Origin of the sequence: Eggerthella lenta DSM 2243 (genome assembly GCF_000024265.1) — a bacterium.
GTDB lineage: Bacteria > Actinomycetota > Coriobacteriia > Coriobacteriales > Eggerthellaceae > Eggerthella > Eggerthella lenta.
This window is the reverse complement of record NC_013204.1, coordinates 251412-267473: the sequence shown is the minus strand read 5'-3', so window position 1 is coordinate 267473 and position 16062 is coordinate 251412. Positions and strand designations below refer to the sequence as shown.

Below are 16062 nucleotides of genomic sequence, written 5' to 3'. Positions count from 1 at the left end.
GGTTGTCTTGATTGGCCCCATCGAACCTACCAGCGCAGAAGGCGCCTTTCGGGGAAACGAGACACGCCGGGCGCGCTGAAGCGCGCCGCGGCATCTTCGATTCTAGCGAATCTCAAGCATTCTCGTAAGTGTTGTTTTCATGATCGCGCAAGCAAGCGAGCCGAAGCGGCCGCAGACAGAGAGCCGGCAGCACCCGTCACTCGGCCAACTCGCAGCGAACGGTCTTCATCCCAGACCAGAATCGCGAGCAGGAGCGCTTGCCGTCCATCTTGACCGAAAACAGCGCCGAATCCGCTTTCTGATATAAGTCGTCGAACGAGAAGCCCTCCTGCGGAACCAGCACGTAACCGGCCGACGCCGAGAACAGGAACGTTCGACCGTCCTCAACGCGTTCGACCTCCATGGCACGCAGCGCAGAGGCGATCCTATCCTCCAACGCTCCCTCGTCCACGTCCTCGCACCACACCAGGAACTCGTCCCCACCCATACGGCAGACGACGTCGCCAGGGAACGACTCCTTCAGAGCCTCGGCCACATGCACGATAACCTGATCGCCGTACGCGTGCCCGAACACGTCGTTGGCCAGCTTGAAGGAGTCCAGATCCAACATGATCAGCGCACACGAAGCATCGCCCAGCTCGCCCGCCTCGACCGCGCGTAGGCGCTCCTCTATCTTCGGGATGGCCGCCTGGCGGTTATGCAACCCGGTCAACGCATCGGTCTTCGCCATCTTGAGCAGCTGGAAGCTCTTTTTTCGCAGCTGCCGCAACGCCTCGGAGTTCGCTTTGTTCTGCAAGGATTCGTTTCTGCGATCGGTCATGTCAAGGTAGTATCCCACCGCACGGACAGGCCGATCCTGCTCGTCGCGCACCGTCTCGCACGAGACTTCGATCCACAAGGGCGCCTCGCCTTCGAACGTGAACGGGATCTCAAACACCGAGCGCTGTCGATCGCGAGCAGTGCGCACGCCCCGAAACGAGTCCCTGAACGCCTGCTGGTAGTCGGGCGGCACGAAGCGGAACTCCATAGTCTCGGGGTCGAACCCGTCCACGACCAGCATATCGTCCTCGAAGCGGCTCAGACCTGCGAATATACGATCCATAAGCTCGCTGCGCGAGAGCACCAAGCGATTGCTGTTGATGTCCCAGTCCCAGCTTTGGACGCCGGCTTGATCCAGAACCCCCTCCAGCTTTCGCTTGGTGAGCCACAGCTCCTGTTGCTGGTTCTTCATAGAAGACACATCGGTGACCAAACACAACGCCATACGCTCAAAGGACTCGAGGCCCACGCGGCGAGCCTCAATGTGCATCCAGACGTTCTCGCGCCCGGGAAAGCGCGGTCGATCCACAATCGCCAAGCTCTCGCCTCGATCGATCTTGTCGACAATCTCGTCGACCAGGCGCCCGCCCCCGTCTCCGCTCGGAAGGTACAGCTGGCCGCGAATGATATCCTCGTACTGCTCGGGCGAGAGCCCGTACTTCTTCGACGCACCGCACGCCACCACGTTCACGCGGACGTCCTCTTTGTCGGACCATGACAGCAGCACGATGTCGCTCGAGGTGTGCTCGATCAGCATGCTCATCATGTCGCGCAGCTCCACGGTTTCCGTCACGTCCACTACGACGCCCTGCAGGAACGAGGTGTCATCGTATTCCAAGAAACGGCTCTGGTCGATCACCCAGCGCCAGCCGTCCTTGGCTCTCATGCGGTACTCCAACGGATCCGACCCCGCAGTGCCCTCCCTGAGCGCGGTCACGCCTTTGGCCACGCTGTCGCGGTCGTCCGGGTGCACCATGAGCATGTACTTGTCGTCGAACAGCTCCTTTATCTCTTCGCGCGTGTAGCCGAACATGTCCAGAAAGCGGTCGCTCATGTACAGGAAATCGCACCCGGGAGCGTCGAGGCAGCGATGATAGCCACCGGGCATATCTTCATTCAGGAATGCAAGCTCTTCGTTTTGACTGATCAACAATTTGTTTCGCTCGGCAAGCTGCTGTTGCACTGCCATGACTTCGGTGATGTCGGTGCAAGCGCTCACGATGGCAAGCCTGCCGTCTTCCGCTTCGACCACCCGGCCTTTGTCGAGCGTCCAGAACCACGTCCCGTCCTTGCGAGCCATGCGGTACGTGGTAGTGTACTCGAGCCCCACGTAATACTCGGGCCCGATGTCGAGCGCAACCGAGGCCAGATCGTCCGGATGTATGGTGTTTCCCACGCGCCAATCGATGCCCGCAGCCAGTTCCTCGTACGTGTCGTAACCCAGAAGCTCCACCATAGCAGCGTTGGCGAAGTACAGCGGGAACTCTGGCTCGCAGTATCCTCCGATCATGCCTCCGGGCGAAAGCTCGGCGGAAAGCGCCAGGGCGGTTCGCCGGTTCTCTTCCCCCAACGCTACGAGCAGCGGATCGCGCGGGGAAGCATCCGTGGCAGCCGATAACGCTCGACGAGAGGACTCCAGCTGACGCGCCTGCTGCCGCTCGCGAGTCACATCCCTCAGCGAACCCAGATACAGGTAGTGGCCTTCGTGCTCGCGCAGGAACAGCAGATGGACGAGCAGGTGAGCGGTCGACCCGTCCGGGCGCATACGACGCACTACGACGACCGCGCCATTCGGGACGTTCTCGCGAGCTTGCTCGAACGCTTCCATGACCTCGTCCCAATCCGACTCGAACGCTCGACGCGCGAACGTGGAACGCAGCTCGTGCAGGTCAACGGCGTTAACCCCGTTCAGCTGACAGTAATGCTCGTTGGCGCTCAGAAGCTCCACTTCGCCATCGTACAGATCGTACAGCACCAAGGGACCCAGGATATCGTCGAGCATGGCATCGCTGAGCACCCTGCTCTCTATCAGGTCGCGAATACGGAACCTCTCGATGGAGTCCGCATGGATGCCGCGGAAATCAACCTTCGTCCGATTCGCAATCAAAGGCTCGAACTCCGCCTTCGGCATGGGCTTGTAGAAGAAGTACCCTTGCCCGTACAGGCACCCCATCTTCACCAGCAATTGCCGTTGGGATTCGGTTTCCACCCCCTCCGCGATCACGCGGATGTCCAGCAAGTTCGCCATACCGATGATGGCTTCCAGAATGCTACGGGCTTTGCGGCTTTGCGCGTCTATCGCGTCCAGCAGCTTCATGTCCAGTTTCAAGACGTCGACGTTCACGTCCTTCAGCATGCCAAGCGACGAATACCCGCTGCCAAAATCGTCCATATGAACGGAGATGCCCAGGTCATGGAAACCCTCGACGATGTCCACGATCAGCTCGCAATCCTCGACGTACGCGCTTTCGGTGATTTCGACGGCGAGCAGACGAGGGGGAATATCATACTTTTCGATCAATCCCTCGAACGTGCCCAAAACATCGAGCGCATACAGGTCGCGGCGCGACACGTTCACGGAAATGGGCACGGGCGCCTGGCCGGCGTCCACCCACGCGCGCAGAGCGCGGAACACTTCCTCCCAAATATGCAGATCGAGCGCGGTTATCAGCCCATTTCGCTCCAGCATGGGGATAAACTGGATCGGCGGGATGAGCCCGCGCTCAGGGTGCATCCAGCGAACCAGAGCCTCGAGGCCCACGATCTTGCCCGTGTCGAGGTTGCATTTCGGCTGAGCGTAGAACGTGATCTCGCCCTTCTCCAAAGCCTGCTGCACTTCGAGCAAAAGCGAATGGTCGTCCTTGATCTCTCTGAGCATACCATCGTCGTACCATCGGAAACGCTGAGCGTAATTCCCCTTGACCGAGGCCAAAGCCAGCAACGCGCGATCGTACATGATGCCGACGGGCAGGGACCGATCGTCAATGCGGAACAGCCCGAACGCGGGAAGAAAGCCCATGCCTTTGCCGTGATGAAGCGCGCTTTGAGTAATGCGGGCTCGCAGAGTCTCGATCATGCCCTCGTCGCAAGGTAGCAGCATGCAGAAGTCGTCACCGCTCAGATAGCCTGAAACGCCGCCGCTCTCGGCTGCAGCCTCGCCGAGCAGCCTCCCCACCTCTTCCAGAAACAAATCTCCGGCCTCTTCGCCGTACCATTCGTTGAACAGCTTGAAATGTTCGATGTCAACGGCCATCAGGCAATACGAGCGCTCCGGATATGCTTGGATCGCAGTGGAGACCGCCGAGAAAAACGCTTCGCGCGTATACAGGCCCGTCAGGGCATCGAAAGGCTTCGGATCGGCCGCGCCCAAATCAGGCCGATCGATGACACGGCTCAGGAAAATGTGGCACGCGCCCGAGCCAGGCCAGTCTATGTCGCTCACCTCTGTCTCTATCCAACTCCGGATGCGCTGGTTGTAGACCCGGCTCTTGCTGGCGTGGTCAAGAATCAGCGGGCAATCCGGACAAGAGGCGGGCTCGCCGCGCAAGACCTGATAGCAAAGCATGCCCGTTTCAAGATGAGGAAACGCAACCTCCATCTTCTTGTTGAAGTAGACGACGCGGCATTCACTGTCTATCACGTAGGCAAGAGTTTCGACTTCACCGAACATCGCCTCCATGAGCATACCACTTTCATCCGGGAAGATCGCACGGGCAAGCACCGACGACAATTCCTAGCCGTTAGGGAAAAGTAACTTCAAAAGTAACTTCAATTGTACGACAAGTTTACGTATAGATAACAGTTTCGTCCGAGAATATCTCAACGAACGACTACGCCATCAGACAACGCGCCCTACAGCCGCGCACCCGTCCTCGCGAACGCCTCGTCGGCCAGCGTCGACCCTTCCACGCCGCACACCGCTCCGGCCACGCGGTTCGCCAACGCCAGCGCGTCTTCCCATGAGCGTCCAGCCGCGCGCGCCGCGGTCAGCGCGCCCAGATGCGCATCGCCCGCGCCGACGGTGTCCACCACATCCACAAGCCCGGCAGAAATCACCGCATGCCGCCCATCGACGAACAGATGCGCGCCGTCCTTGCCCGCCGTGATCACCACTGCGTTGCCGCACTCCTCGACGATGGCGGCGCCCGCCTCTTCAAGCGTGGCGCTCCCGGTATACGCAAGCGCCTCTTGGTCGTTCAGGTGCCATACCGGATGCAACGCGTTGATGCGCGCCGTCTTCTGCGCGCCTACGCCGCAGACGCGCGGACCGGGCGCATAATACAGCTCTATAGAGGGATGATCCTCGAAGAACGAGATGATGGCGTCGCCGCCCGGCCCTTCCACCTCGTAGCCGCTCGCGAACCCGCAACCGAAGCGCGCGGCCTCGACACGGTCGAACCATGCGCGCACGAAATGGCGCTCGATGCCCGGCAGCGTGACCATCGTGCGCTCGCCGCCCGGCTCCACGAAGCACATGCAGCCGCCGCTGTCGCGATCATCGAACCGCGGCGCCTCGAGCCCGCGCTCGCGCAGCTCGCGTTCCACGAACCCGGCGAAGATGCCGCACCCCACCGGCGCGAACAGCTCGTACGGAGCACCCAGCTGCCGCAGCACGTTCGCCGCGTTGAACGCGCAACCGCCCACGACCGCGCGCGACTCCTCCACCACGATCCCCTCGCCCGATCGGGGCAGGCGCGGAACCTGGCACAGCATGTCCACCATGATGGCTCCGACGGCCAGCACGGCCTTTCCTTCGCCCATCGTCATCTCCTTCTCATTCGGCTTGCGCACCATCATCGCCCGAAAAACACGGAAATCGAAGCTGAGGCGTGTTTTTCGGGCGATGATGCGTTGCGGGGAACGAAAACGCGAACGGCCGCGGCAAATACGCCGCGGCCGTCCCTTCAATCAACGAATGCGTCCTTACACTTCCAGGTTCTTGAACGCCTCGGGCACTTCCTTGTAACCCTTGGATTTCACCGCGCCGATGATCAGGCCGATGACCAGCCAGGTGACGCCCACGGCATACGTGGCCCACTCGAAGCCGGTGAACACGTAGCCCAAAATGGCTATGCCGATGAACGGGCAGATGAGGTACATCAGGATGTCCTTGAACGACGCGCGCTTCTTTTCCTTCACGAAGAAGAACCAGAACACGGCGAAGTTCAGCAGGATGAACGACGACAGGGCGCCGAAGTTCACGAAGCCCGCCAGCGTACCCATGTAGTCCTGCAGCGGAAGCGCCAGGCACAGCGTGATCGCGCCCAAGAAGATGGAGGCGAACCACGGCGTCTGGAACTTCGGATGCACCTTGCCGAACACGCGCGGGATCACGCCGTCGCGGCCCATGCTGTACAGCAGGCGCGAGGATGCCATCTGCGCGTTGATGATGTTGGCGATGCCCACCGCGACGATGTTGACCAGCAACATGATCTTGTAGAACACCGGCCCGCCCACTAGGTAGACGGAATCGAAGAAGCCCATGTCGGGATCGGTGGCCGCCCAATCGGGCTGCACGATGGCGGCGATGTAGGTCTGCGCCACGAACACGACGATGATGATGGACAGTGCGATGATGATGCCCTTGCCGATGTTCTTCTCAGGCTCGTGCGTTTCCTCGGCCAGCGTGGACATGCCGTCGAAGCCCAGGAACGAAAGCGCCGCGATGGAGATGCCCGCCGCCACGAAGTGCGCGTCCACCTGACCCGGCTGGTAGATCGGGTCGAGGACGAAGCCGCCCGCGCCGCCGCCGCCCAACACGAAGTTGGTGCCAAGAGCGATGAACGCGACCACGGCCACAATCTCGACGATGAAGATGACCCAGTCAACGCCGCGGCTCATCTGAATGCCGCGAATGTTGACGAACGTGTTGAACGCGATGAACGCCACAGCCCACAGCCAGGCCGGGCTGCCCGGCACCAGCGCCACGCCCCAGTTCATCACCATGACGATGAGCAAGGAGGGAACTAGCACGTAGTCGAGCAGGATCAGCCAGCCCGCCATGAAGCCCACGTGCGGGTTGATGCCGCGCTGCACGTAGGAGTACACCGAACCCGCAATGGGGAACCGCTTGCTCATGCGCATGTAGCTCATAGCCGTGAACAGAATGGCCACGAAGCCGATGATGTACACCAGCGGCGTCATGCCGTGGCTGTTCTGCTGGATGGTGCCGAAAATGGACTGCGGCGCGATAATCACCATGAACAGGACGCCGTACAATACCACGTCCCATAGTCCCATACCTCTTCGCAGTTCCTGCTTGTAGCCGAACTGCTCGATGTTCTCTCCGGACGCCTTCGCCGGAGAACCGTCTTGCTGAGCCATCGTGTGTCCCCTTGTTCGAACCTATACCGTCTGCACCGCTATGCTGCTTTATCGCAGCAAAGCGATCTAGCGATATTATCGCGCGTCGAGGACGAGAGCGCCATCATTAGTTCGAGGAGGGCAACACTTTTTTCCCGACCTTTCCGGTTCGGCAAAACAAAAAACCGGCAACGACGGCCGAAGCCGCGTCGCCGGCCCTTCACGGCAAGCCCTTAGCCTTCGTACGATTCTTTGAGAGCCTTGAACGCGGGCATGCTGCGCTCGATGACCTCGCGCGAGACGCAGTAGCTCACGCGCACCCAGCCGCCGACGCCGAAGCTGTCAGATGGAACCAGCAGCAGCTCATGAGCCTTCGCGCGATCGCTGAACGCCTGCGCGTCGTCCTCGAGCGCGCGCACCCACAGGTAGAACGCGCCCTGCGGTTCCACGAACTCGTATCCCAACTCGCCGAGGCCCGTCGTCAGCAGCTCGCGGTTGGCCGCGTAGGCCGCCACGTCGGACGGCTCGTCGATGCAGCGCGCGATAACGCGCTGGAACAGCACTGGCGCGCAGATGAAGCCCAACGCGCGGCCCGCGCCGGCCACCGCCGTGGACACTTCGCGCGCGTCGTCCATCAGGTCGGACACGTACAGATACCCGATGCGCTCGCCCGGCAGCGACAGCGACTTCGAGTACGAGTAGCACACGATGGTGCGCGGCCACACGCACGGCACGTAGGGAACCTCGGCGCCGTACGTGATCTCGCGGTACGGCTCGTCGCTGATAACGTACAGCTTGCGGCCGAGCTCTTCTTCCTTGCGGGCAAGCAGCGCGGCGAACGCCTCCAGGTTCTCGCGCGAGTACACGGCGCCCACCGGGTTGTTCGGCGAGTTGAGGATGATAGCGGCCGTCTTCGGCCCGATAGCCTGCGCAAGCGCGTCGATATCCAGCTGGAAGTCGGGCACATGTGCCGGCACCTCCACGCACGTGCATCCCGCCGTGCCGATCCACACCTTGTACTCGGGAAAGAACGGGGCGATGATGATGACCTCGTCGCCAGGCTCGGTGACGGCCGAGATGGAGATGGCCAAGCCTGCGGCGGCACCTGCCGTGAGGTACACCTGCTCGGGCTGGGCGGGCACGTCGTAGCGACGGCGAATATGGTCGGCCACGGCCTGGCGCACGCGCGGATCGCCCGCTGCCGGCGTGTAGCCGTGCAAGGCGCTAGGCTCCTCGTCCATGAGCTCGAGCACCGCCTGCTTCACGGCATCGGGCGCCGGCACGCTAGGGTTGCCGATGCTGAAGTCGAACACGTTCTCGGCGCCGATTTCCGCCTTGCGCACCATGCCGTACGCGAACAACTCGCGAATCGCGCTCGGCTCGGCTCCCAAGCCGTACATTCTCTCGTTCACCATATGCACCACGTCCTCGTCTTGTCGCCCGGCTCCGCCGTTGATTTCGATGAGGAACAGAGTAGCACAACCGCTCGCGCTCGTGGATCGCCCGCAGGGAAACGGCAATTGATGACGATTTGGTGACATATCCCCTTCGGAAAAAGAAACCTCGGATAATGAACAACGTTCATATTTGACCATACGGACCAGGGAGGATCCTTATGAAGAAACTGATCAACACCGCGCTCGTATACCTTATCGCCGGGGCGGCGGCAGGCGTATTCTTCCGCGAGTTCACGAACTTCGCGCAGTTCACCGGGCAGACCACACTGGGACTTATGCACCCGCACCTGCTGGTGCTCGGGTTCGCGGTATTCCTGATCGCCACGCTGTTCGCTTTGCAGGACGACTTCACCGGCGACAAGCTGTTCAAGCCGTTCTACATCGTGTACAACGTAGGCCTGGTCGTCACCGTGTGCATGATGCTGGTGCGCGGCGTCGTGGAGGTCACCGGCGCACCGCTTGCGATGCCCGACGCCGCCATCTCGGGCATCGCCGGCATCGGCCACATCCTCATCGGCGTGGGCCTCGTGTTGCTCACCGTGATGTTCAAGCGCGTGGTGAACCGCAAGGCGGCCGCCCGCGCCTAAAAGCACGCCCCCTGCGACCGCCGCGAAGCCCTCCGACACCCGGAGGGCTTCGTCGTTTTTGGATGAGGCAGGGGGAACGGGGCTGACGGCTCATTACGGGAGGAACCGGCCCGAATCGAACGCAGCCGGAGCTTGACGGCTCCACCGGATCGGACGCCCAGCCGGCTTTTGATCCGGTACGGCCGAGACCCGACGGATCGCCGGCCACCCCCTGGCTCCAACGGGTCGCCGTCGACCGCCCGTCCCCTGTCTCATTCTCCGCCCGCTTGGCAACAGTTTTCCATTACCGATAGGATCATGGACAAAAACCGCCTCGATTCAGTAATCTTTTCCGAGGATAGATCGAAGGGCAAGCCTCTCACCTGGCATTATAAAAAACGCCGTTCCGGGCTTGCGGAATTTGGGGTCAAAAACTACTGAATGGAGGCACTTTTTGTCCATGATGGTTTTGCTTATTGAATTTCAGGAGCGCGCTGCGAAGGCAGGCGAGACCGCCGCAAGCAACCGCAACAAGAACGGGACAGAAGATCGGCGAGAAAATGGTTGATGAACCTCGGTTAAACGCACGTCGCTCTTTTAACCGGCCTCTTCCAGCTTGCGCATAAGTTCGGCGCGGTTGTGGACATCGCACTTCTCGTAAATATGGCGCACGTGGGTTTTCACCGTTGCCGGCGAGATGACGAACTTCTCCTGGATGTACTTCGAGCCATGTCCCGTCACCCACAGAGCGAACACCTCCTTCTCGCGCGGCGATAGCTGATACGCTTTCGCCAGCGCTTCGATGCGCGCCCCAACGTCCGCGGCGACAGGAACAAGGCTCGCATCCGCCGGCTCAACCGCAGAGCCCGCAACCCCCGAGCCAGACGAAACCGGCTCGTCGGCATGCGAACGCCCGTCCCCACCGGAAAGTCGCTCCAACTCGGCCGGCGTCGGGCTCTCAAATGCGAACGTGGTGTCGCGGTCGGCGAACGCGAAGCCCGTCGAAGCCACCAGCACGAACACGGCCACGACCGCAAACAGCAGCATATCGTCGATCAACGCGAACGCAGCCACCTCGCCGACTACTATTCCCACATGCACGGCCAAACGGCCCACCGCGAACACCAGCAGCGCAGCAAAATGGGTCGTGCGCGCGATCTCGACCAGCAGCGCCCAGGTGAGCACTTCGAACAACACCGAGCTGAGCGATGCCATGAAGAACACCATCGTCATGTTGTCGTGCCCCACCAGCGCGATCAACACGAACGCCAACGCCCATACCGACATGGCAATACGGTACAGCACGCCGAGGTTGAGGCTCGTGCGCGACACCAAAGCGCCGTATACGAAGAACACGAACGCTGCCAGCGCAATGGTGCCCGCCATAAGCGCAGGATTCGAGAACACGCTCGGCGCAACCGAGCCGAAATACACCCGCAACCCGCCATACGCGAACAACGCCGCGATCAGCCCCGCCAGCACGCGCCACGACAACGCCGTACGAACCAGATCGCGTATCTCGCCCCGCGCGCGACGGCGCGTTTCGGCATCCGGCACGCGCTCGGCCTTCCAATCACGCAGGCTGGCCGTTGCGGCAACCGCCGCAGCCAAGGGCAACAGCGACACCGCCACCGGTGCCAGCGTCGGACCAAGCAGCATGATCGCCCCGTGCAGCAAGGCCGCACCCAGAAACGTCATGGATGTGAACAGCACAGCGCGCCGGGCATCGAGATCGCGGTATATCACGCCCCATGCCAAGACGATGGGCGTGCAGGCGAATCCCGTGGCAAACGCACCCACGCCCATGACCGCAGGCAAAGCAGAAAACGCGGGAAGCGCGTACAGGCAGGTTCCGGCAAGCGCCGTCACGCCGCACGCCAGCAGCACAGACCGAACGCGCCCGGCCGCCCACCCCATCACCGAGCGCCAATTTAACGCGCACGCCGCAAACATCACCATGGCGGTGGCCGACGACACGATGTGCACCATCGAGATAGCCCGTCCGTCTCCTCCCACGATATCAAGAGAATTGAACGACAAGAACACCCAGGCGTAGTAGAAACTCAGACCGACGTAGCGCAAAGTGAACCCGCGATCCGTCGACGAGAACGTAGCCTTCACCGACCCTCCTCCCTCCAGGCGACCACTTGCCCCTCGCACGTCCATGAAAACTTCCGTCATTGTACCGGACTTTTTCACCCGGAGCGCGAACGCACGCCAGCATCAACCCTTTGAGACGATATCAACCCACCTCCTTCGGAATCAACCCTTTGGGTCGGCGGCAAACCACGCGCTGCGACGTATCGTCATGCCAGCGTCACATGAGGGATGACGCGAGAACACTTCGAACAGGGAGGACGACATGACCATGTCACGCAATGAACGAGGGCTGTCCCGCCGCGCGTTTCTAGGCTTGGGCGCCACAGCCGCCATGGCCGCCGGAGCCGCAGGGCTGGCCGGCTGCTCGCCGCAAGCCAGCAGCGACGCGGCAAGCGCAGGCGCATCGGACGCCGGCGCCGCATCCGGCTCCACCGCCGCCGGCGGACCGAGCTTCCTGACCGAGCCGAGTCCCATTGCCGAAAGCGACATCAAAGAGACCGTCGAAGCCGACATCGTCATCGTGGGCGCCGGACTCTCCGGCATCAGCGCGGCTCGCGCAGCCGTGGAAAGCGGCGCGAAGAACATCGTCGTCGTGGAGAAGGCCACCACGTGGCAGTACCGCTCGAACCAGGTGGGCTGCATCGGCGGCAAAATCCAAGAGGACCTGGGCATCCACATCGACAAGAACGCCGCAGTCGGCCAGATCATGAAAGAGTGCGGCTACCGCCCCAACCAGCGCATCCTGAACCTGTGGGCCGACAACTCCGGCGAGGCGTTCGATTGGTTCCTGGCCGCCAGCGAGGGTCAGTACGTGGTGGAGGCGGAATCCGACACCTACGACGGCAAGTCCATGAGCGTCCGCAAAATGCACTGGCCGCATCCCGCCGAGGCCAACATCGCCGACGATTTCTACCCCATCTTCGACGACTGCCAGATCTGCCTGCCCGACAACGGCCCCTACATCCAGAACATGGTGGACATTTGCGAAAAGGCCGGCGTGCAGTTCCTGTACTCCACGTTCGCCCGCCAGCTGGTGCGTCCGGACAACGCAGGACGCGTGGAAGGCGTCATCGTCGAAGACGAGAACGGCGATTACAAGAAGATCACCGCTAGCAAGGCCGTGCTTCTTGCCACGGGCGACTACGCCTCGAACGCCGAGATGATGAGCTACTACGTGCCGTGGTCCGACCGCTTCATGAGCATTTTCCCGAACGTCGATGCCAAGGGCGAGAAGACGAACACGGGCGACGGCCAGCAGATGGGCATGTGGATCGGCGCGAAGATGGAGGATGGCCCGCACGCTCCCATGACGCACCACTTGGGCGGGCCTCTGGGCATGGATGCGTTCCTGCTGGTGGACATCAACGGCGAGCGCTTCATGAACGAGGACGTGGGAGGCCAGCCGTTCCAGAACCAGCTTTCGCGCCTGCCGAAGAAGACGGCCTGGCAGATCTTCGACAGCAAGTGGAAAGACCAGATCAAGTACATGGACACCGGCCACGGCAACGTGAACTGGTACGTGGAGTCGGGCGCCGACGTGCCCAACGGCTCGTACGGCAAAAACGCCTACATCTCCGACGAGGATAACGAAGACGGCAACACGCCGGGCTTCCTGAGCTACTTCGAGGGCGAGAAGGCCTTGGGCGTGACGGCGAACTCCATCGCCGAGCTGGCCAAGCTCATGGAAGTCGACGAAGCCGCGCTCACCGCCACCATCGAGCGCTATAACGAGCTGGCGGCCGCCGGCAACGACGAGGACTTCGGCAAGCGCGCCGACCGTCTGTTCCCCGTAGAGGAAGGTCCGTTCTACGCCTACCCGCTCACCGACACGGTGATCCTCGTGAACATGGGCGGCCTGCAAACCGACGTGGACTTCAACGTGATGGACACCGAGGACGAGGTCATCGAGGGCCTGTACGCTGTGGGCAACGCCCAAGGCGGCCGCTTCCTCGTCGACTACCCCCTGCCGGCTCCCGGCATCAGCCATGGCATGGCGCTGACGCACGGCATGCTGGTCGGCCGCATCCTGGCGCAGCTGTAAACCGAACAACCCCGTCCACACTCGCCGACCTCCCCTCCCCCTTGGCGAGCTGGAAAACGAGAACCGCCCGACCGGCTCCAACCGATCGGGCGGTTCCCTCTTCTCGCAGGAAACGGGAGCGCGGCAGGGGGAACGGGGCTGACAGCCCATTACGGTAGGAACCGGCCCGAATCGGACGCAGCCGGAGCTTGACGGTTTCGCCGGATCGAACGCGGCCGGAGCGCAACGGCTCCGCCGGATCGGACGCCCCGCCGGCTTTTGGTTCGGTACGGCCGAGACCCGACGGATCGCCGACCGGCCGCCCCCCTGCCTCCGACGAGTCACCGTCGCCCGCCCGCCCCCTGGCTCCAACGAGTCACCGGCCGCCCCCCTGCCCCCAACGGGTCGCCGACCGACCGCCCGTCCCCTGCCTCATGCTCCTTCCGCTTGGCGACAGCTTTCCATTACCGATAGCGTCATGGACAAAAACCGCCTCGATTCAGTAATCTTTTCCGAGGATAGATCGAATGACAAGCCTCTCACCTGGCATTATAAAAAACGCCATTCCGGGCTTGCGGAATTCGGGGTCAAAAACTACTGAATGGAGGCACTTTTTGTCCATGATGGTTTTGCTTATTGAATTTCAGGAGCGCGCTACGAAGGCAGGCGAGACCGCCGCAAGCAACCGCAACAAGAACGGAACAGAAGATCGGCGAGAAAAAAAATGGCTGCTGCCTCATCCTGCTTTCAAAAACAGCCATCAACCCCGCCCCCTGTCTCGTTATGTGCCGATTGGTAGATTTTGGCAGATTCTGGTAGATCCTCGGTAGATTTTGGACGATTGCAAAGCTTCACGCAGCGCTGCCGCAGTAGCGCCGTGCAAGACCAAGGCCGCTCGGGGAGGGAGGCGAGCGGCCTTGGGCGGTACGGTACAGGAGGCCTCGCGCAGCGCAGCCGCGCGAGGGTGCCGGGCGGCAACGCCGCCCGGCACCCTGCGGCGCGCGCGATGCGCGCCGCAGGGCTTCGCGCTACTTGCCTTCTGCCGCCTTGCGACCGGCCAGGCGACCGAACGACATGGCCATCGAGTGGCTGGCGCCGGCCACCGTCACGGGATAGTCCACCAGGAAGCGGCCGCCCATGGTGTTCCCCGCCACGAACAGGCCGGGCACCGGGTTCTTCTCGGCATCGAGCGCGCGGCAGTCGACGTCGCAGTCGATGCCGCCAATCAGCACCAACATGCCCGAGTCGCCGAACGGCACCGCATAGTACGGCGGGTTCTCCACGGGGAACAGGCGCGTGGACACCTTGGAGAAGTCCGCGTCCTTGCCCGCGTGCGCCAGCTCGTTGTAGCGCTCCACCGTCTCCACCAGCGCGTCAGCCGGGATGTTCACGGCCTTCGCCAACTCCTCGATGGAATCGGCCGGGATGATGGAGCCCTGCTCGATCTCGCCCTGGAAGTACGTGTCGGAGGCGTAGCCCGCAGCGAAGTGGTTGATGGCGTGCTCGTACTCGGCTTCCTGCTCGGGCGGGATGTAGTGCGTCACGCCGCCGAAGCACTGGGGCATCGCCGACAGCTGCTCTTTCCACTTGCTGTCGAAGATCTGGTACGACACGCCGCCCTTCTGACGCTTGATGGCGTTCTGCAGCTCCTGCGCTCCCACGTCCTCGTTGGCGAAGCGCTTGCCGTCCTGGTTCACCATGAGGAACGGGTCGATGCCGACGGAGTTCGTTCCCAGGCTGTGCGTCATCGGGGCATAGGGGCCGTCCTCCATGACCGCGCCGGCCCACATGGCCATCTTGTGGCCGTCGCCCGTGTTCACCGGCTTTCCGCTCTTGTCCATGGTGCTGAAAAAGCAGCCGTACTTCGTGGCCTGGGGCGCGTAGTACGTCAGCATCTCGGTGTCGCTGGACATGTCGCCGCACGACAGCACGACGCCCTTCTTCGCGTTGATGCGCACGATGTTGCCGTCTTCGTCGGACGCGTACACGCCCACCACCTTGTCGCCTTCCTTGATGAGCTGCTCGCCCTTCAGGTTGAAACGCGCCTCGGCGCCGGCCTTCTGCGCGGCCTCCAGCGTGCCGTGCATGGCCCAGCCGTGGTCGGGCAGCAGGTGCACCATGCCGGGGAAGCACGGGTAGTTCTCCTCGCGCCAATTGTAGTTCTCGTTCACCGGGAAGCGCTCAGGGAACACGTAGGGCTTCTCGGGGTCGGTGGGCACGTCGTGATCGCTGGTCAGCAGCTCGTGCTCGGCAGTGCCGATGTACCAGTCCAAGTCCGGGCCGGAGTTCGCGATCCAATAGTTCAGCAGCTGCGCATTGGGGCGGTTGCCCATGACCTTCATCAGCTCGTTGACCACTTCCTGCGTCTCAGGCTGCTCGATGCCCAGCTGCTTGTGGATCTCGCTGCCGAACGTGCCGAACTCGCCCGAGCGGTAGCCCACGTCGGAACCTTTATCGAAGCCGAACGTCTTCGCGCCCGACTCCGCGGCCTCGCGCAACGCACACACGCCCGCCAGGCCGAGGCCCACCACGCACACATCGACGTCGACGGTCTCGGTCACCTTCGACTCGTCGACGGGCGCCGGCGGGTTCATGAACGACGGCACGAACTCCGTAGGGTTGCCGCCCGCCGCTGCGCCGCCCGCACCTGCCGCGCCGCCCTCGGCCGCGCCAGCGTCCGCGCCCGCATCGCTTTTCGCACCCGGCGCGCATCCCGCGAGGCCGGCCGCCCCGGCCACCGCAGCTGTCGCGCCCAAGCCGAGAAACGTGCGACGGGTGAGTTTCTGCTCTCTCATAA

The 16062-nt window shown here is 62.5% G+C and carries 9 protein-coding genes; 3 read left to right on the top strand and 6 right to left on the bottom strand.

Features of this window, described 5'->3' with window-relative positions; all coding sequences use genetic code 11:
• Nucleotides 1–196: 196 nt before the first annotated feature.
• From ELEN_RS00990 to ELEN_RS00975, 4 genes are all read right to left on the bottom strand, one after another.
• Complete coding sequence (locus ELEN_RS00990; RefSeq protein ID WP_229026876.1) at nucleotides 197–4498, bottom strand: EAL domain-containing protein; 4302 nt, start codon at nucleotides 4496–4498, stop codon at nucleotides 197–199.
• Nucleotides 4499–4671: 173 nt separating this feature from the next.
• Nucleotides 4672–5580 (bottom strand): PfkB family carbohydrate kinase, encoded by a 909-nt coding sequence (locus ELEN_RS00985; protein WP_015759867.1) that lies wholly within the window; start codon nucleotides 5578–5580, stop codon nucleotides 4672–4674.
• A gap of 162 nt (nucleotides 5581–5742) precedes the next feature.
• Complete coding sequence (locus tag ELEN_RS00980; RefSeq protein ID WP_009305765.1) at nucleotides 5743–7143, bottom strand: APC family permease; 1401 nt, start codon at nucleotides 7141–7143, stop codon at nucleotides 5743–5745.
• A gap of 212 nt (nucleotides 7144–7355) precedes the next feature.
• Nucleotides 7356–8537 carry a pyridoxal phosphate-dependent aminotransferase gene (locus ELEN_RS00975; protein WP_015759866.1) on the bottom strand — a complete coding sequence of 394 codons (1182 nt, stop codon included), beginning with the start codon at nucleotides 8535–8537 and terminating at the stop codon, nucleotides 7356–7358.
• 200 nt (nucleotides 8538–8737) lie between these two features.
• On the opposite strand from ELEN_RS00975, the gene ELEN_RS00970 reads away from it, so the two are divergent.
• Complete coding sequence (locus ELEN_RS00970) at nucleotides 8738–9166, top strand: DUF2871 domain-containing protein (RefSeq protein ID WP_015759865.1); 429 nt, start codon at nucleotides 8738–8740, stop codon at nucleotides 9164–9166.
• 576 nt (nucleotides 9167–9742) lie between these two features.
• Here ELEN_RS00970 and ELEN_RS00965 read toward each other — a convergent pair.
• Nucleotides 9743–11311, bottom strand: coding sequence for a response regulator transcription factor (locus tag ELEN_RS00965; RefSeq protein WP_226844516.1), 1569 nt, complete (start codon nucleotides 11309–11311; stop codon nucleotides 9743–9745).
• 196 nt (nucleotides 11312–11507) lie between these two features.
• Here ELEN_RS00965 and ELEN_RS00960 point away from each other — a divergent pair, with 196 nt between their 5' ends.
• Nucleotides 11508–13286 carry an FAD-dependent oxidoreductase gene (locus ELEN_RS00960; RefSeq protein ID WP_015759863.1) on the top strand — a complete coding sequence of 593 codons (1779 nt, stop codon included), beginning with the start codon at nucleotides 11508–11510 and terminating at the stop codon, nucleotides 13284–13286.
• 599 nt (nucleotides 13287–13885) lie between these two features.
• The gene (locus ELEN_RS16090; RefSeq protein ID WP_143924729.1) at nucleotides 13886–14095 is read left to right on the top strand and encodes a hypothetical protein; all 210 of its coding nucleotides are present in this window, start codon (nucleotides 13886–13888) and stop codon (nucleotides 14093–14095) included.
• Nucleotides 14096–14293: 198 nt separating this feature from the next.
• Here the strand turns inward: ELEN_RS16090 and ELEN_RS00955 are convergent, their stop codons facing one another.
• Nucleotides 14294–16060, bottom strand: a complete 1767-nt coding sequence (locus ELEN_RS00955) for an FAD-dependent oxidoreductase (protein ID WP_009608969.1) — start codon at nucleotides 16058–16060, stop codon at nucleotides 14294–14296.
• Between the last annotated feature and the right edge of the window lie 2 nt (nucleotides 16061–16062).